The organism is Rhodococcus sp. IEGM 1302 (assembly GCF_030056935.1).
In the GTDB taxonomy this organism is placed as follows: domain Bacteria; phylum Actinomycetota; class Actinomycetes; order Mycobacteriales; family Mycobacteriaceae; genus Rhodococcus_F; species Rhodococcus_F qingshengii.
Genome location: NZ_JASHKY010000002.1, coordinates 1 through 17,249 on the forward strand (window position 1 = coordinate 1; position 17,249 = coordinate 17,249).

At 63.6% G+C, this 17,249-nt stretch carries 14 protein-coding genes; 11 read left to right on the forward strand and 3 right to left on the reverse strand.

Annotation, left to right across the window (positions count from 1 at the left end; all coding sequences use genetic code 11):
• Positions 1 to 101: 101 nt before the first annotated feature.
• From QM609_RS04695 to QM609_RS04710, 4 genes are all read left to right on the forward strand, one after another.
• Positions 102 to 914: an ArdC-like ssDNA-binding domain-containing protein gene (locus tag QM609_RS04695; RefSeq protein WP_228232350.1), complete on the forward strand. Its 813-nt coding sequence runs from the start codon at positions 102 to 104 to the stop codon at positions 912 to 914.
• Between the two features lie 86 nt (positions 915 to 1,000).
• Positions 1,001 to 1,339, forward strand: a complete 339-nt coding sequence (locus QM609_RS04700) for a hypothetical protein (RefSeq protein ID WP_050656370.1) — start codon at positions 1,001 to 1,003, stop codon at positions 1,337 to 1,339.
• Positions 1,333 to 1,650 (forward strand): hypothetical protein, encoded by a 318-nt coding sequence (locus QM609_RS04705; protein WP_050656371.1) that lies wholly within the window; start codon positions 1,333 to 1,335, stop codon positions 1,648 to 1,650. Before QM609_RS04700 ends, QM609_RS04705 begins: the two co-directional genes overlap by 7 nt.
• A 316-nt stretch (positions 1,651 to 1,966) precedes the next feature.
• Positions 1,967 to 2,152, forward strand: coding sequence for a DUF4192 family protein (locus QM609_RS04710; RefSeq protein ID WP_228232351.1), 186 nt, complete (start codon positions 1,967 to 1,969; stop codon positions 2,150 to 2,152).
• A 342-nt stretch (positions 2,153 to 2,494) separates the two neighbouring features.
• On the opposite strand, the gene QM609_RS04715 is transcribed toward QM609_RS04710, so the two are convergent.
• Positions 2,495 to 3,934, reverse strand: coding sequence for a phytoene desaturase family protein (locus QM609_RS04715; RefSeq protein WP_050656373.1), 1,440 nt, complete (start codon positions 3,932 to 3,934; stop codon positions 2,495 to 2,497).
• Between the two features lie 556 nt (positions 3,935 to 4,490).
• Between QM609_RS04715 and gltB the strand changes: the two genes are divergently transcribed.
• From gltB to QM609_RS04730, 3 genes are all read left to right on the forward strand, one after another.
• On the forward strand, positions 4,491 to 9,089 hold the full coding sequence (gene gltB / locus QM609_RS04720; protein ID WP_031332633.1) for a glutamate synthase large subunit: 4,599 nt from the start codon (positions 4,491 to 4,493) through the stop codon (positions 9,087 to 9,089).
• Positions 9,082 to 10,533 carry a glutamate synthase subunit beta gene (locus QM609_RS04725; RefSeq protein ID WP_003943594.1) on the forward strand — a complete coding sequence of 484 codons (1,452 nt, stop codon included), beginning with the start codon at positions 9,082 to 9,084 and terminating at the stop codon, positions 10,531 to 10,533. Before gltB ends, QM609_RS04725 begins: the two co-directional genes overlap by 8 nt.
• A gap of 184 nt (positions 10,534 to 10,717) precedes the next feature.
• Entirely contained in the window at positions 10,718 to 11,614 is an 897-nt protein-coding gene (locus tag QM609_RS04730) for a cutinase family protein (RefSeq protein WP_007735797.1), read from the forward strand.
• On the opposite strand, the gene QM609_RS04735 is transcribed toward QM609_RS04730, so the two are convergent.
• Positions 11,615 to 12,163: a DUF732 domain-containing protein gene (locus tag QM609_RS04735; RefSeq protein WP_050656374.1), complete on the reverse strand. Its 549-nt coding sequence runs from the start codon at positions 12,161 to 12,163 to the stop codon at positions 11,615 to 11,617.
• Between the two features lie 213 nt (positions 12,164 to 12,376).
• Here QM609_RS04735 and QM609_RS04740 point away from each other — a divergent pair, with 213 nt between their 5' ends.
• The gene (locus tag QM609_RS04740; RefSeq protein WP_050656375.1) at positions 12,377 to 13,249 is read left to right on the forward strand and encodes a hypothetical protein; all 873 of its coding nucleotides are present in this window, start codon (positions 12,377 to 12,379) and stop codon (positions 13,247 to 13,249) included.
• Positions 13,250 to 13,399: 150 nt separating this feature from the next.
• The gene (locus tag QM609_RS04745) at positions 13,400 to 14,125 is read left to right on the forward strand and encodes a single stranded DNA-binding domain-containing protein (protein WP_050656376.1); all 726 of its coding nucleotides are present in this window, start codon (positions 13,400 to 13,402) and stop codon (positions 14,123 to 14,125) included.
• A 1-nt stretch (position 14,126) separates the two neighbouring features.
• Here QM609_RS04745 and QM609_RS04750 read toward each other — a convergent pair whose 3' ends face one another.
• Positions 14,127 to 15,029: an SDR family NAD(P)-dependent oxidoreductase gene (locus QM609_RS04750; protein ID WP_003943614.1), complete on the reverse strand. Its 903-nt coding sequence runs from the start codon at positions 15,027 to 15,029 to the stop codon at positions 14,127 to 14,129.
• A 71-nt stretch (positions 15,030 to 15,100) separates the two neighbouring features.
• Here QM609_RS04750 and QM609_RS04755 point away from each other — a divergent pair, with 71 nt between their 5' ends.
• Together QM609_RS04755 and QM609_RS04760 are read left to right on the forward strand one after the other, a co-directional pair.
• A complete protein-coding gene (locus QM609_RS04755; RefSeq protein ID WP_003943546.1) occupies positions 15,101 to 15,391 on the forward strand; it encodes a putative quinol monooxygenase in 291 nt (96 codons plus the stop codon).
• 174 nt (positions 15,392 to 15,565) lie between these two features.
• Positions 15,566 to 17,185 (forward strand): ABC transporter substrate-binding protein, encoded by a 1,620-nt coding sequence (locus QM609_RS04760; protein ID WP_042453342.1) that lies wholly within the window; start codon positions 15,566 to 15,568, stop codon positions 17,183 to 17,185.
• Positions 17,186 to 17,249: the final 64 nt, after the last annotated feature.

The window sequence follows — 17,249 nt, forward strand, 5'->3', positions numbered from 1 at the left end:
GCGAAGACCACGGCAGACAAGAGCGCGGCACGACGCGAGCAGGCCGCCGCACTGCACGAGAGCATCACCGCGAAAGTCGCCCAGCTCACCGACACCGACGCATGGGCCGCCTACCTGACCGCCGCACAGCGTTCCACTCCTACAGCTTCAACAACGTCATGTTGATTTTCTCGCAGGCCCCGGACGCCAGCCAGGTCGCCGGATTCCGCAAGTGGCAAGAACTTGGACGCCAGGTCCGCAAGGGCGAAAAGTCGATCAAGATTTTCGGCTACTCGACCAAGAAGATCACCGAAACCGAAACCGAAACCGAAACCGACACCGACACCGAGACCGGCGAGGAAACCACCTGCCGCGCAGCAAGGTTCCCGATCCTGTCCGTGTTCGACATCGCCCAAACCGACCCGATCGAAGGACACCCCGCAGCAGCCGCCGACACCATCATCACCCGACTTGAAGGCGAAGACCCCGCCGCGATCTACACCCGCATCGCGGACGTGATGACCGAGCAGGGATGGACCGTCACCCGCGAGCACATCGCCGGAGAATCGAACGGCCGAACCAGCCTCGACGGATCGCGCCGCATCATCGTCGACGACACGATCAGCGACGCCCAAGCCGCTAAAACGATGATTCACGAAGCCACCCACGCGCTCATGCACGCCAGCGGAGACATCGCGCCCGCCGAGCTGCACCGAGGCCGCGCCGAAGTGGAAGCCGAATCAGTCGCCTACGTCCTGGCCGGACTGCTCGGACTGGATACCACCGATTACAGCATCGGCTACATCGCCGGATGGGGAAACGGAGACCTCGAGGTCATCACCGACACAGCCCGCGCAGTCCTGGCGACAGTCCACACTCTCGCCGAGGCACTCGAACCCGACGCCGAGGATGCCGAGGACACCGCAGCCGCATAGACGCCAGCGCCCCGAACACAGGTGCGATACCGGGCGGTAGGAGACCGCCCGGTGTCGCACCCGAAAGTCTACGAAAGGGCAACGACATGAGCACCACGACCGACGAGCTGCGCGCCGACACGATGTACAGCAACACCATCGACGCCGCGTACCCCGCGATCACACCCTCAGGAATGGCGGCCCCCGAGATCCTCGAGACACTGACCGCAAAGATCACCGCCGCCACGAGCGCGGTAGGGATGCAAGCCGAAATCGGGTGGCTCACCTTCGCGCACGAAGTGACCGCTCGCGAAGCCGTCGCCCTGCTCGCCGTCGCGACCCGCCGCGCCTACGACGCCGGACAGATCGCACCCTCACGGGTGAATCGGGTTTACGGCCGAGTCGAGCGCGCCGCTGCACCGCACGGAATCCGATTCCGATGGTGAATGCCGCGAAGGCAGAGACGATGGTGGATCCGCAGATGTTCACGGGATGCGTTCTCGCGGGATGCTCGAACATCGTGGCCGAGGTCGGAGAGATCTGCTCGGAGTGCCGCCGCATTTTCGGAGACATGATCAGGCCCGTATCCGAGCGAGAGCGCGCCGAGGACTCTGACTACCCACGGCCCGCCGCGACCGGAGGTCAGGTGTTGAGCCGACGCAATCAACGGTGCTGGCGGTGCGAGCAACGCCGCACCTGTACCCGCGTCGGTGGTCAGTGGGAGTGCCGCGACTGCACGCTGCCGGCGGAAAGGTGACGCCTGCCCGGCGGCCGGCCACCTTCGGTGTCCCCCGACATGAACTCCGCTGCGCTCCGTTCTGTGAAGAACATTGATTTGTTTCTCCTTCTGGCCTTCCGATTCTCGTCGGCGGTGACCTGCGCGCAACCCCTCGCGGCGCAAGCGCCGGCCGATGGCTCCGAGAAATTTTCGCCACTCGCAAGCTCCCGTCAAAATTTTCTCGGCCCAGGGGTGGCACTCCGGCCCTTCATGCCGACGCGATTCTCCTTTGCCAGAAGGCGAAAAGAATTGGCGGGGCACGAGGCCCGGTCACTTTCACAGCAAGGGGAACGACATGCAGAACATCCGTTTGAGGACCGCCACCGATGTCTTGGCCGCAATCCCGGCATTGCTCGGATTCGTCCCCGCCAATTCCGTCGTGATGATCGCTCTCACCGACCACCCTCGCGCTTGTCGCGAACCGATGTCATCGGTGCCGATGCGGCAACCCACTACCGCGTCGCACTTGAGCAAGCCGTAGCCACGTCCGTCATCTGGCATCTGGGTTGTCATCGGCACCGGTCCGGGGGCAGCCGCCGGACTTGACCAGATCGAGGCAGCTCAGCGCGAGCTCGACAGCATGGGAATCCGCAGCATCCGCACTCTTGTCGCGGAATCCCTCGAGGTCGGAGCGGGGTAGTTCGACACCAACAGCGAGGTGCCTGACCAGCAATGCATGTTCTGCGTCTCATGCCATTAGTTGCTCTGTCGTGGGTTCGCTGCGGCCACTGGGCCGGGCATCTTCGTTTCGTCCGTGTGGGCCGGCTGAGTCAGGGACTCCTCCGAAGGCGTTGTCCGAAATGTCGTCCCCATCGGGGACGCCTCAACCCCGAGCTTTCAGCGCCGCCCGCGCAGCATTGAACCCACCCATCCCGTGGACCCCGCCGCCCGGGGGAGTTGCGGACGAGCAGAGGTACACGCCCGGGGCGCCGGTGGCATAGGGGTCGAGCCCGAACCGGGGGCGCGCGATGATCTGCCGCGCAGTGTTCGCCCCCGCGGAGATGTCGCCGCCCACGTAGTTGGGGTTGTAGGCCTGCATTTGCGGCACATTGCGCACGTGGATGCCCACGATCCGGTCCCGGAACCCCGGCGCAAACCGCTCGATCTGACGCGTGATCGCATCGGTGGCGTCACCCGGATAGCCGTGCGGCACATGCGCATACGCCCACACTGGGTGGATGTCTCCGACGGAACGGGAGGGGTCGGCCAAGAACTGCTGGCCCAACAGAATGAAGGGCTTGTCCGGCATCTGACCCCGGACGGTCTGGCGTTCGACAGCAGCAGTTTGCGAAATCGTCCCGGACAGGTGCAGGGTGCCGGCCTTGCGGGCGTGCGGATTCGTCCACGGCACGACGCTCCCGTCGGAGTCACCACGCACGGCGTAGTCGACCTTGTACGCGGCGGTGCCGTAGCGGAATTTGCGGTAGGCCCGGGCAATGCGGTCGGGCTGCCGGCCGTCGAGCAGACGACCGGCCGCGTCGGGGGCGATGTCGAGCATGACGATGTCGTAACCGGCGATCTGGGAGTAGTTGGTGACCCAGTTCCCGGTTTCGATGGTGCCACCGAGGCTGCGCAGAATCGACGCGAGCGCCGCAGCAATTGATCCTGAACCACCCTGCGCCACAGGCCAACCGTGAGCATGAGCGGCCGCTGTGAGCATCGAGCCGACAGCACTGGAGAGTGGAAGGGTGAGCGTCCCGAACATGTGCGCCGCGACGCCGCCGAACAGCGCCCGCCCCTGTGGAGTCTTGAACATCCGCGCGAAACCCGTCGCGGGAAGCAGAGCGCCCGTCCCGAAACGGGCGAGCATCAGCGGGTGCTTCGGGACGTGGACGATCGGCTTGAAGACGTCCTGCACCAACTCGTCGAAGTTCTCGGCGAGGTATCCGAAGACGTCGAGCCACCTCTTACCGTCGGCACCCAATTCGTCAGCGGTCCGGTTGATGTCACGCCACAGAACCCCGGCGGTGCCGTCGTCGAGTGGATGGACCAGATCGATCTCGGGCCACAGCCACGTCAGGCCATGCTTGGCGAGCCCGAATTCGCGATCGAGTTCCTTGAAGTAGGGAGAAGCCAAGGCCGTGGGATGGAAGGCGGAGCAATCGTCGTGGACGAGTCCGTCGACTATGTATTCGCTACTGCGGGTGCCACCGCCGATCTTGTCCGCACCCTCGATGACATGGACGTCGATTCCGGCGCGGGCGAGTTCGATCGCCGCCGCGAGACCGTTGGGACCACTGCCTACCACTACTGCTGTTGTCATTTGCTCTTCGCCACCCGTCTTCTCAAGGGTGAGCCTACGGAAATTACAGCGATGGCATTCTGCGAGCAAACAATTCAGGCCTAGACCTTGGTTGATCGATCAACTTTTGTTACAGTTCGAGGCGCACTGGCCGCAGCTGATTCTTATCGCTGCGGCCAGTTGTTGCATTCATCGCCCATCGCGCCTGTTTCCTGCGGATTCGGTATCCTGTGAATCGGAACTTCTCTGCACAGACGCAGCTCCGAAATCTGTCGAGGGGCCTTCTGGCTCCCTGCATCGCCGCAGTTCAGAGCAATTATAGGGCTACCTTAGTTGCGCCCGTGCCGGGGTTCTGAATTATCGTTTTCGTTACACGGTTGACTCACAAAAGTTTCAACCGACCGAAGACTCACGTCGCCGGGTGGCAGAACGCACACCATCGCGTCTGCGCAGGGCGGCTACTTCGGTGGTACCGAACACATCGTCGTGTCGGTGCTTTGAAGGACTTGCATTGCAAGTTGATGGCCATCAGCGCTGCTGGTCGTCGGTGCATCTTTATGGCATACGAAGGCTGGGTATGAAGCAACTTCCAGGCCCCCAGGGCCTCTATCACCCGTCCAATGAGCACGACTCCTGTGGAGTCGCATTTGTTGTCGACATGCATGGTCGCCGCAGCAGGGACATCGTCGAAAAGGCGATCACCGCTCTGGTCAACCTCGAGCATCGCGGCGCTGCCGGATCAGAACCCAACACGGGTGACGGTGCGGGCATTCTGCTGCAGGTTCCCGACAAGTTCTTCCGAGCTGTCGTGGACTTCGCGCTGCCCGCCGAAGGCGCGTACGCAACCGGTATCGCATTCCTCCCGCAGGGCGACGCCGATGCACACGAGGCTGCTGCTGCAGTCGAGAAGATCGTCGTCGAAGAGGGCCTGAAGGTTCTCGGCTGGCGCGAGGTCGGAACCGACGACTCCTCGCTTGGCGCATTGGCGCGCGACGCGATGCCGACGTTCCGTCAGATCTTCATCGGCTCCGAGGGTGACAAGTACACCGGCATGGATCTCGAGCGTCGTGCATACGTGGTGCGTAAGCGCACCGAGCACGAACTCGGCTCCGAAGGCGCCGGCAAGGGTGGCCCGGGTAGCGAGACCGTGTACTTCCCCAGCCTGTCCGGCCAGACGTTCGTCTACAAGGGCATGCTCACCACCCCGCAGCTCAAGGGTTTCTACCTCGATCTGCAGGACGATCGTGTCGAGAGCGCACTGGGCCTGGTCCACTCGCGCTTCTCCACCAACACGTTCCCGTCGTGGCCGCTGGCGCACCCGTTCCGCCGGGTCGCTCACAACGGTGAGATCAACACCGTCACCGGCAACGAGAACTGGATGCGCGCTCGCGAGTCCCTGATCGACAGTGACGTCTTCGGCGGCCGCGAGAACCTGGACAAGATCTTCCCGATCTGCACCCAGGGCGCCAGTGACACCGCTCGTTTCGACGAGGTGCTCGAGATGCTGCACCTCGCCGGCCGCAGCCTCCCGCACGCGGTTCTCATGATGATCCCGGAAGCCTGGGAGAAGCACGAGAGCATGGACCCCGCACGTCGGGCGTTCTACGAGTACCACTCGGCACTCATGGAGCCCTGGGACGGACCGGCGTCGGTGTGCTTCACCGACGGCACCGTCATCGGCGCCGTGCTGGACCGCAACGGTCTGCGTCCGTCGCGTCTGTGGATCACCGAAGACGGCCTCGTCGTCATGGCGTCGGAGGTCGGCGTTCTGCCGATCGATCCGTCCACCGTGGTCCGCAAGGTCCGCCTCCAGCCCGGCCGCATGTTCCTCGTGGACACTGCGCAGGGCCGGGTCATCAGCGACGAGGAACTGAAGAACGAACTCGCTGCCGAGCACCCGTACCAGCAGTGGATCGACGAAGGTCTGATCCACATGGACGACCTGCCGGACCGTCCGTACACGTACATGTCGCACGAGCGCGTCGTGCTGCGTCAGCAGCTCTTCGGTTTCACCAACGAAGAGGTCAACCTGCTGGTCAAGCCGATGGCACTCTCCGGTGCCGAGGCACTGGGCTCGATGGGTACCGACACTCCGATCGCCGTGCTCTCGTCACGTCCACGGATGCTGTTCGACTACTTCTCGCAGCTCTTCGCTCAGGTCACCAACCCGCCTCTCGACGCGATCCGTGAAGAGGTTGTCACCAGCCTCGGCGCGACCATCGGCCCCGAGGGTGACCTGCTGCACCCGAATGCGGACTCCTGCAAGCAGATTGCGCTCCCGCAGCCGATCCTGCACAACGACGACCTGTCGAAGCTCGTTCACGTCAACGACGACGGCGAATTCCCGGGCTTCCGCAGCGTCGTGATCCGCGGCCTGTACCCCGTCAAGGAAGGCGGCGACGGTATCCGTCGTGCGCTCGAGGGCATCAAGTACCAGGTCTCGCAGGCAATCGAGGGTGGCGCACGCATCGTCGTGCTCTCGGACCGTGAGTCCACCGAGGACTACGCGCCGATCCCGTCGCTGCTCCTCACCTCGGCCGTGCACCACCACCTGGTTCGTGAGAAGTCGCGCACCAAGGTCGGTCTCATCGTCGAGGCCGGCGACGCCCGCGAGGTGCACCACATGGCGCTCCTCATCGGCTTCGGTGCCGCAGCGGTCAACCCGTACATGGCTTTCGAGACCATCGACGAGTTCCTGCAGAACGGCGAGCTCGAGGGTCTGACCCTCGAGAAGGGCATCGCGAACTACATCAAGGCAGCCGGCAAGGGTGTCCTGAAGGTGATGTCCAAGATGGGCATCTCGACGCTCGCGTCGTACACCGGTGCTCAGTTGTTCCAGGTCATCGGCCTCTCGCAGGAGCTGACGGACGAGTACTTCACCGGTCTGCAGTCGCAGCTCGGTGGCATCGGCCTCGACCAGATCGCAGCCGACGTCCAGGCACGTCACGCCGTCGCATACCTCGATCGCCCCGAAGAGCGCGCTCACCGCGAGCTCGAGGTCGGCGGCGAGTACCAGTGGCGTCGTGAAGGCGAGTACCACCTGTTCAACCCGGACACCGTCTTCAAGCTCCAGCACGCAACTCGCACAGGTCAGTACGAGGTGTTCAAGGAGTACACGACCATGGTCAACGACCAGTCGGAGCGCCTTGCCGCTCTGCGTGGTCTGTTCGACTTCAACATCGGCAAGCGGCCGTCGATCTCGATCGACGAGGTCGAGCCGGCCAGCGAGATCGTCAAGCGTTTCTCGACGGGTGCGATGAGCTACGGCTCCATCTCCGCCGAGGCTCACGAGACTCTCGCCATCGCGATGAACCGTCTGGGCGCCCGCTCCAATTCCGGTGAGGGCGGCGAACATCCGTCGCGCTTCACGCCGGACGAGAACGGCGATCTGCGTCGCAGTGCCATCAAGCAGGTCGCGTCGGGACGCTTCGGTGTCACCTCGCACTACCTGAGCAACTGCACCGACATCCAGATCAAGATGGCGCAGGGAGCCAAGCCCGGTGAGGGCGGCCAGCTTCCGGCTCACAAGGTGTACCCGTGGGTGGCCGAGGTTCGGCACTCCACGCCTGGCGTCGGGCTGATTTCGCCGCCGCCGCACCACGACATCTACTCGATCGAGGATCTCGCTCAGCTGATCCACGACCTGAAGAACGCCAACCCGCAGGCCCGCATCCACGTGAAGCTGGTCTCCGAGGTCGGCGTCGGAACCGTCGCGGCCGGTGTCTCCAAGGCACATGCCGACGTCGTTCTGATCTCCGGTCACGACGGCGGCACCGGTGCCACCCCGCTGACCTCCGTCAAGCACGCGGGCGCACCGTGGGAACTCGGCCTCGCCGAGACCCAGCAGACGTTGCTGCTCAACGGTCTCCGTGACCGCATCGTCGTGCAGGTCGACGGCCAGCTCAAGACGGGTCGCGACGTCGTCGTCGCTGCCCTGCTCGGCGGCGAGGAGTTCGGTTTCGCCACCGCACCGCTGGTTGTCTCGGGCTGCATCATGATGCGCGTCTGCCACCTCGACACCTGCCCCGTCGGTGTCGCGACGCAGAACCCGTTGCTGCGTCAGCGTTTCAGTGGCAAGCCGGAATTCGTCGAGAACTTCTTCATGTTCATCGCCGAAGAGGTTCGCGAGCTTCTCGCGGAACTCGGTTTCCGCACGCTGCTCGAAGCCGTCGGCCAGGTCGACATGCTGGACACCACGCGCGCTCTCGATCACTGGAAGGGAAGCAAGGCAGGCAATCTCGATCTGTCGCCGATCCTCACCCAGGTCGAGTCCGCGTTCATGGACCAGGACGTCCACTGCACCGGCACGCAGGATCACGGTCTCGACAAGGCACTCGATCAGCAGTTGATCGTTTCGGCCCGCAACGCACTCGACAAGGGTGAGGCGGTCTCCTTCGAGTCCGCGATCACCAACGTCAACCGCACGGTCGGCACCATGCTCGGCCACGAGGTCACCAAGGCGTTCGGTGGAGAGGGCTTGCCCGACGGCACCATCGACATCACGTTCACCGGTTCCGCCGGTAACAGCTTCGGTGCTTTCGTGCCCAGCGGTATGACCTTGCGCCTGCACGGCGACGCCAACGACTTCGTCGGCAAGGGCCTCTCGGGTGGACGCATCGTCGTACGCCCGCCGCTCGATGCAGCGGAAGGCTTTGTCGCCGAGGACAACATCATCGGTGGCAACGTCATCCTGTTCGGCGCCACCAGCGGCGAGGCTCTGCTTCGCGGTGTCGTCGGCGAACGCTTCGCAGTCCGTAACTCCGGCGCCACTGCCGTCGTCGAGGGTGTGGGCGATCATGGTTGCGAGTACATGACGGGTGGAAAGGTGGTCATCCTCGGAGCCACCGGACGTAACTTCGGCGCCGGCATGTCCGGTGGCGTCGCGTACATCTACAACCCCGACAAGGCATTCGAGAAGAACCTCAACACCGAACTGGTGGACCTCGAGGATCTTTCGGGCGACGACTTCACCTGGTTGAAGGGCGCCATCGAACGTCATCGCGACGAAACCGGCTCCGAGGTTGCCACGCGCATCCTCGCTGACTGGTCGCAGCAGGTGGGTCACTTCGCAAAGGTGATGCCCCGCGACTACAAGAAGGTTCTTTTGGCCATCGCGGCCGCAGAGAAGGATGGCAAGAACGTGGACGAGGCAGTTATGGAGGCAGCTCGTGGGTGATCCAAGCGGCTTCCTGAAGCACACGTCGCGCGAACTTCCGGTTCGCCGGCCGGTGCCGTTGCGCCTGCTCGACTGGAAAGAGGTCTACGAGGAGTTCCCGAAGGAAACCCTCAAGACCCAGGCCAGCCGTTGCATGGACTGCGGAATTCCTTTCTGCCACAACGGTTGCCCTCTCGGAAACTTGATTCCCGAGTGGAACGACCTGGTCTACAAGGACCACTGGCACGACGCCATCGAGCGTCTGCACGCGACCAACAACTTCCCGGAGTTCACCGGTCGTCTGTGCCCCGCACCCTGTGAGGCGTCCTGTGTCCTGGGCATCAACCAGGATCCGGTCACCATCAAGCAGGTCGAGGTCGAGATCATCGACAAGGCCTTCGACGAAGGGTGGGTCAAGCCGGTTCGCGCCGCGCACGCCACCAACAAGAAGGTTGCGGTTGTCGGCAGTGGTCCGGCCGGTCTGGCTGCAGCGCAGCAGCTGACCCGCGCCGGTCACGCAGTGACGGTCTTCGAGCGGGCAGACCGCATCGGCGGCCTGCTGCGCTACGGCATCCCCGAGTTCAAGATGGAGAAGCGGCACATCGACCGCCGTCTCGAGCAGATGGAAGCCGAAGGCACCGTCTTCAAGACCAACGTCAATGTCGGCGTGGACATCACCGCGGACGAGCTGCGTGAGCAGTTCGACGCAGTGGTTCTGGCCGGCGGCGCCACCGCAGCTCGCGATCTTCCGATCCCGGGCCGCGAACTGGACGGCATCCACCAGGCGATGGAGTTCCTGCCGATCGCCAACCGCGTGCAGTTGGGTGACCTCGACGCTCCCACCATCACCGCTGAGGGCAAGAAGGTTGTCATCATCGGCGGCGGCGACACCGGAGCGGACTGCCTCGGCACCTCGCACCGTCAGGGTGCGGCCAGCGTCCACCAGTTCGAGATCATGCCGCGTCCGCCGGAGACTCGCGCCGAGCAGACTCCGTGGCCGACGTACCCGCTCATGTTCCGCGTGGCTTCGGCTCACGAGGAGGGCGGCGAGCGTCTGTTCTCCGTCAACACCGAGAACTTCGTCGGTGAAAACGGCAAGGTCACCGGACTCAAGGCTCACGAGGTCGAGATGAAGTCGGGTCGCTTCGAGAAGGTGGAGGGCTCGGACTTCGAGCTCGAAGCCGATCTCGTGCTCCTGGCAATGGGCTTCGTCGGTCCCGAGAAGCCGGGTCTGCTCACCGATCTCGGTGTCGACTTGAACGAGCGCGGCAACGTCGCCCGCACGTCGAAGTGGAACACCAACGTCGACGGCGTGTTCGTCGCCGGTGACATGGGCCGCGGTCAGTCCCTGATCGTCTGGGCCATCGCCGAGGGACGTTCCGCAGCAGCCGCTGTGGACACCTACCTCGAGGGTGTCACGGCCCTTCCGTCACCGATCCACCCGACAGCGGCTCCGCAGCGCTAGAGGCTCTCACAAAACCGCACCCCACCGCATTCGGTGGGGTGCGGCTTTGTTTCTGCAAGCAATTCGCAAGATCTGTAACAAACCTTCATCAATCGTGCATCGGACAGACACAACGCCCAGACAGTATGATTCCGGAGCACCGATAGTGGTGTATGGGTTGCTGAAGGTAAAACAGGGGAGTTTCATGCGTGCGAGGCGTCTCGTTGCGGTGTTGTCGGCACTTGCTGCGGCAGTAGTGGTACCGGTTGTCAGTGCTCCCGTGGCGTCGGCTGATCCCTGCCCCAGCCTGTACGTCGTGGCCATCCCGGGAACCTGGGAGCCCTCGGGCACCAGGCCCGGCGCCGGCATGCTCGCTCCGGTGACCAACGGGCTTCCGGGCTCCGTACGCACCGATTACGTCACCTACTCGGCGACGGCCTTCCCGTGGGAGTCCAACGTCTACGCCAAGTCGAAGCAGCAGGCCGTCGACAATGCCCGCGGCATGATCGGCGCCATGGCCGCCTCGTGCGGTGACACTCGCTTCGCCATCGTCGGATACAGCCAGGGCGCGGACGCGGCAGGCGATCTCGCCGCCGAGATCGGAACCGGCATCGGCGTGGTCCCCCCGACTCGCGTCGAGGGCGTCGGCTTGCTGTCCGATCCCCGTCGTTCCGAGTCCGACGTCCTGATCGGCCCCGCTGTCGGCGGTAACGGTGCCAGCGGCCCTCGCATCGGTGGATTCGGTTGGCTGTCAGGCAAAACGGTGACGCTCTGCGCGGTCGGTGACCTGTACTGCTCGACGCCGAAGGACGATTTCGTGATGCGTCTGGCCGGATTCATGGCTCAGGCGTCCGATCCCACTCCGGCCAGTGCGCTCGCGCTGCGCGACGAGGCCGCCGTGATCGTCAATGATCTGATCACCGCAGGCGGTCTCCCCGCTTTGATGGCCCAGCTCGATCCGGGCGCGAACTCGCGGCGCATCGATCAGTTGGTCGACTTCTACGGCTCGCAGGTCCACACCGACTACACGCGTTACGTCGTTGACGGCGCAGGCAATTCGGCTACATCCTGGCTGCACGGCTGGTTGGCCGGCAAGGCCTGATCAGCAGTACGTCTGCTCCGCCGTGTCGACGTAGATCTCGGCAACGCGCTGCGAGGACATCGGCGTGATCTGTGAGTACACCTCGCCGACGGAGTTGAACTCCGCCAGCACTTCGGACCGAGGCATACCGTCAGCGAGCGCCTTGCAGGTGCCGTCGGCGTAGAGGATCTCGGCGGAATCCATTCCGGCGGGCGGGATCCCGGCCAGACGCAGAGCGGCGATGTACCGCTGTCCCTTCTCGCCCGCGTTCGCGACGATCTCTTCCGGTGAGCGTGCGTCGATCGGTGCGTTCGCCGGAGGCGCTACCGGTAGTGACACCGCCGGCGGAGTCGATTCGACGATGCTCGGCGCTGCTTCCGCAGGTGCGGCGAGTGGGCTGGTCGGCAATTCGGGGAGCGAACTGGGGGCAGTCGAACTCGACGTCGCCGCAACCGACGTGCTGGTGGCCGCAGAAGTGGATTCCGATGCGTCGCTGTCGGACTGGCTGCTGCAGCCGCTGAGGAGTAGGCCCGCTGCCGCGACGCAGAGGACCAGTCTGTTCGTGTTCATCACCCGTGAGTGTTACACACCGTACCGCTTATTTTGTCCGTTTTAAGGAAACTCCCTTTTGCCCTGTTTTTAAGTCGAAGTCCTGTGATATACATCTGTTCAGTTGTTACTTGTGAGTAGGAGCACACCGCGAAGACCTTGTCGGCGGCGGTCGAAACACAAGCAATGACTGCGAGTTTCGTCCCCCATCACATAAACGGCAGGGAGAAATCAGTGCAGAAATCTCACAAGAACGGCAACAGACGTCTCAGCACGCGCGTGGCCGTCATTGCAGGTACCGCAGGTGCGGTCCTCGCGTTCGCAGCGCCGATGGCCTCGGCTCAGGACCCGGTCGACAATTCGGTACCGGGCGCCGCAGTGTGTCCGGCTACTGCCGAATCCTGTGTGTCGGTTGTGGTTCAGAGCGGAACCTTCGACAACAACGGCTTCAACCTCCCGATCGGAAAAGGCGACATGATCATCGCCGCCGAGGCCGGCTCCGGTGAAGGTGAGTCCACCGTTCTTCTCCCGCGCGACGACGGACACCACGGTGTCTACTCCAAGCCGTTGACCGTTCCGGGTGGAGTCCTGGGAATCGATCTTCCGTTCGGCAATCTCTTCGGCCTGGCCGCAGTAACGGCCGAAGTGGAGGCAACGGCTGCGCCGACCCTCAACGGAATCATCACCGACATGGATCTGAGCATCCCGGTGCGGATGAAGATCAACAACGCGTTCCTCGGTGACAACTGCTACCTGGGTTCCGCGGCGGCGCCGGTGAATCTTCGTCTCGCGCCTGACCCGTCGGTGGTACCGACCTACACGGTGCTGCCGGACAATGCACTGAAGGTGAGCCCGGTCGGGAACGAGGCAACCGGCTTCGCGCTGCCCGCCGCCAGTGGTTGCGGACCGTTCGGAGTGCTGAACCCGATCGTCAACTGGCGAGCAAAGGTACCGGCCACGTCCGGAACCTCGCTCAGCACGATCTCCGACGCCTACCTGTACCCGGGCGGCCTCACCGGTAGCGATCCTCTCGACGATCTCGGCGGCGGAACAGGATCCAGCGGTTCCAGTGGCTCGAGCGGTTCGTCCGGAAGCTCCGGTTCCTGAAAAATCGGAAGCCTAGACGCAGCGGTGGTGACGGAATGTCACCACCGCTGCGGCGTCCGACCTGTAATAACCTGTGCCTCAGGGTGGGCGAAGGCGGCACTCCATCAGGAGCACCTGCGCGGCCACGAAATCACAGGGGAGTCCTCAAACATGTTTCGAGACAGCGTTCTTGCCGGTCCGGTCCTGCGCCGGGGTGTGATGGCACTGGCAGTTGCGGCCGCAGCCACCATGTTTGTCGGTACTGCAGCGACGGCGGAGCCGGCGGCAGTTGTCGGTGAGGTGTCCGCGGACTCCATTGCGGCAGCCCGTGCGAAGGCCATCGGAACGACGGTCACCGTCGTGGGAACCGCGACAACGCCGTCGGGAGTGTTCGAATCCAGCTTCTACGACAAGGGCTTTGGTCTCCAGAGCGGCAATTCGGGCATCTACATCAGCGATCCGGACAACTCCGGGATTGCTCTCGGCGATCGGGTTCAGGTCACCGGAGTCCTCGCGGATCAGGAAGGCCTGCTCGTCGTCCGCCCGACTGCCGTCGAGGTAATCGGCACGACCTCCCAGATCAGCCCGGCGCGACTGCCCCTCAATGCAATCGGTGAGGGCAGCGAAGGTCGTCTCGTGACGGTGTCCGGAATCGTGAGCGGACCCGTCGTCGACGATCTGCCGTACGGCCACAAGATCCTGGTCTCGGGCGCCGAGGGAAACACCGTCATCTTCGTCAACACACAGACGGGAATCGACGTCGATGCCGTCGCCGTCGGACGCCCGATCACCGTCACCGGTTTCAGTGGCCAGTACGCCAGCACCTACGAGGTTCTTCCCCGCTCGGAAGCCGATGTGCAGCAGGGTTTCACGGGCAGCCTGAGTTTCGGAAGCTGACCTAGATCTCGAACCGAGCTCCGACGCGCATCGACCCGGGAGACAACCGGCTGATGGTGCGTCCGAGCTTGGCTTCGACGGTCACGGGTACGACGGCCTTGTTCGTGCGAACTGCTTTCACGATGGCACTGGCCACTCGATCAGGAGTGAAGTTCCGCTTGCGGTAGAAGTTGTCGACCTTGGTCTGGTTCTCGAGCTGCTCCTCGGCGGTCGTCCCGGCGAACTCGGTGGTCTTGAGGATGTTCGTGTGAACGAGGCCGGGACAGATGGTGCTGACGCCGATGCCGTGTGGAAGCAGCTCTGCCCGTAGGCAATCCGAGAGCATGAATACCGCTGCTTTGCTTGTCGAATACGCGGTGAGGGCCTTCTGTGGTGTGTACGCGGCGGCCGAGGACAGGTTGACGACGTGCCCTCCTGTTCCGCGGTCGATCATCATCGGGGTGAATGCCCGGCAGCCGTAGACAACTCCCCAGAAGTTGATGTCCATGACGCGCTCGAACTGGCGCTGCTCGGTGTCGGCGAATGTCCCGGAGAACCCGATTCCGGCGTTGTTGACGACGATGTCCGGTACGCCGTGATGTGCCGCGACGGTCTCCGCGAACCGAATCACGGCCTGTTCGTCGGACACGTCCACCTGATAGGCGTGGGCACCGCCACCGAACACTGCTTCGGCGCCGCCGGCTTGCGAAGGGATGTTTACAAGTGCCGCAGTGTCCTGCGCGCTTTCGAGATTGATGTCGGAGACTACGACGATAGCTCCCTGGGCGGCGAAGGCGAGGGCCGTTTCACGCCCGATGCCGCTGCCCGCACCGGTGATCACCACCAGCGTGCCGGTGAGATCGCGCAGTCGACGCTGCAACTTCGTTCCGCGTCGCCAGCCGGTGACGTCCTTGAGTAGCCCCATTGGTTGCCCTTTTCGTGTGTACGTTTGTGGCGTGTGTCTCTAGCTGACTTCCCCTCTGCGAAAGGTATCCGATGAGCGAGCTTCGTGTAGTTGCAACCATCCCGGCCAAGTCCGGTTCCGAGGACGACGTCCGATCGGCTCTGACAACTCTCGCGGAGGCGAGTCGGTCCGAGGACGGCTGTGTGTCGTACGAGTTGTTCGAGTCAGCGGCTGCGCCCGGCACGTTCGTCACGATCGAAACTTGGCGCGGGCAGGAGGAGTTGGACGCTCACATGCAGTCCCCGCATCTGCAGGCCGCGCTGGCCGCTGCCGGACCACTTCTCGACGGCGCTCCGGCGATTCATCCGTTGAAAGGCGCCTGAATCAGAATGAATTCCTGACCTTCGCTAAGGGTCTGACCTGCGAATGTCGCTCGAAAACTGACCAATCGTCGCGCTTCATTCCACTGAGCGGGACCTGCGACTAATACCTGTGCCTTAAGTCACAAACTGTCTCGACAATGCTTCACATCACAGTTTCTGACCTGGAGGTTTTGAATGAGTCGCAGTTCTCGGCGCGGTCACCGCAAGGTTGCCGCCGTCGCGCTGGCAGTCTCCGCCGGCCTGTTCGTCTCGTCGTGCGCTGACAGCGGGAACGGGGGTGGGAGCGGCGACGCACCGGACTCCGGTTCGGGATTGTCCATCGGCCCGGTCAACGAGCAGTCCGGCGAGGGCGATCCGGTCAAGGGCGGCACCCTCACGTTCAGCGGGTACTCCGCCGTCACCAATCTCGATCCGGCGAAGACTCAGATCGCCGGTTCGGTCGCCGGTTCGGAGTTGGGCGCGATCTACGACACGCTCCTGCGGTACGACCCGGCGTCCAAGGAATTCGTTCCGAAGCTCGCAGAGTCGATGGAGCCGAGTTCCGACTTCAAGACGTGGACCCTCGAACTGCGTGACGGTGTGAAGTTCAGCGACGGGACGCCGGTGGATTCGGCGGCCGTCTCGGCGAGCCTCAATCGCTACGTCACCAACAAGGGACCGCAGTCGAGTCTGTACGCGTCGAAGGTCGCGTCGGTCGACACTCCGGATCCGTCGACGGTCGTCTTCAATCTCGTCGACCCGTGGACCGGTATCGAGTCACTGCTCTCGACGGGCCCCGGCATGATCGTCGCGCCGAGCGCCCAGCAAGGTGATCAGTTCACCCCGATCGGCGCGGGTGCCTTCACCCTCGAGAAGTTCGCTCCCAACGAGGAATTGATCCTCGACGCTCGGGAGGACTACTTCGACGGTGCCCCGAACGTGGACAAGCTGCGGTTGATCAGCATCGTCGGTTCGCAGTCCACCACCGAATCGCTCAAGAGCGGCGGCACGGACGTCGCATACATGCGTTCGCTACCGAACGTGCTGGATCTGATCGACTCCGGCTACCCGGGCTTCGTCGACATTCCGTCGCTGTCGTACCTGTCGCTGGTCAACACGGCACCCGGTCGTCCCGGTGCCGACGTGCGCATCCGTCAGGCATTGGCGCTCGCAACCGATCCCGTCGCACTCGACAACCGACTCAACGAGGGCAAGGGTCTGCCCGGACAGGTCATCTTCCAGGACACCTCCCGCTGGCATAACGACGTCGCTCCGATCGGCGTCGACACCGCCAAGGCGAAGCAGCTTCTCGACGAGGCCAAGGCCGACGGTTACGACGGCAAGATCACATACCTGACGCTGCAGGAGAATTCGGCGCAGGCGATGGCTCTCGCACTGCAGTCGATGGCCAACGCCGTCGGATTCGATTTCCAGATCGAGTACGTCAACTCGGTTGCCGACGTCGTCAAGCGTTTGTACGCCGACCGCGACTTCGACATGGCAACAGGTTCCGCCAGCCTCGCGGAAGCCGATCCTTTCGAGCGTCTGTACTCCAATCTCAAGTCGGGTGGACGGAACAACGCCACGAGCTTCTCCGACCCCGAGATGGATACGCTGCTCGATCAATTGGGTGTCGCGACGTCGACCGACTCGAAGATCGAGGTGCTCGCCAAGATCCAGGAGCGCGCCAATGAGGTTGTGCCGTGGCAGGTTTACGGCAACACCCCGTGGCTCGGTGTGTGGGGACAGAACGTCCACGGCATTCAGCAGAGCCTGGACGGAATCATGTTCTTCGACAAGGCCTGGAAGAACTAGACACCTGAATGACTGAATGGACCCGAGAAGCGTCCCTGCGGGGACGCTTCTCGGCATCAGAGAG

What these genes read in the sequence shown, in the direction of transcription:
- QM609_RS04695 (WP_228232350.1), top strand. Translation starts at nt 102, where the DNA reads ATGGGCCGCCTACCTGACCGCCGCACAGCGTTCCACTCCTACAGCTTC.
- QM609_RS04700 (WP_050656370.1), top strand. Translation starts at nt 1,001, where the DNA reads ATGAGCACCACGACCGACGAGCTGCGCGCCGACACGATGTACAGCAAC.
- QM609_RS04705 (WP_050656371.1), top strand. Translation starts at nt 1,333, where the DNA reads ATGGTGAATGCCGCGAAGGCAGAGACGATGGTGGATCCGCAGATGTTC.
- QM609_RS04710 (WP_228232351.1), top strand. Translation starts at nt 1,967, where the DNA reads ATGCAGAACATCCGTTTGAGGACCGCCACCGATGTCTTGGCCGCAATC.
- QM609_RS04715 (WP_050656373.1), bottom strand. Translation starts at nt 3,934, where the DNA reads ATGACAACAGCAGTAGTGGTAGGCAGTGGTCCCAACGGTCTCGCGGCG.
- gltB (WP_031332633.1), top strand. Translation starts at nt 4,491, where the DNA reads ATGAAGCAACTTCCAGGCCCCCAGGGCCTCTATCACCCGTCCAATGAG.
- QM609_RS04730 (WP_007735797.1), top strand. Translation starts at nt 10,718, where the DNA reads ATGCGTGCGAGGCGTCTCGTTGCGGTGTTGTCGGCACTTGCTGCGGCA.
- QM609_RS04735 (WP_050656374.1), bottom strand. Translation starts at nt 12,163, where the DNA reads ATGAACACGAACAGACTGGTCCTCTGCGTCGCGGCAGCGGGCCTACTC.
- QM609_RS04745 (WP_050656376.1), top strand. Translation starts at nt 13,400, where the DNA reads ATGTTTCGAGACAGCGTTCTTGCCGGTCCGGTCCTGCGCCGGGGTGTG.
- QM609_RS04750 (WP_003943614.1), bottom strand. Translation starts at nt 15,029, where the DNA reads ATGGGGCTACTCAAGGACGTCACCGGCTGGCGACGCGGAACGAAGTTG.
- QM609_RS04755 (WP_003943546.1), top strand. Translation starts at nt 15,101, where the DNA reads ATGAGCGAGCTTCGTGTAGTTGCAACCATCCCGGCCAAGTCCGGTTCC.
- QM609_RS04760 (WP_042453342.1), top strand. Translation starts at nt 15,566, where the DNA reads ATGAGTCGCAGTTCTCGGCGCGGTCACCGCAAGGTTGCCGCCGTCGCG.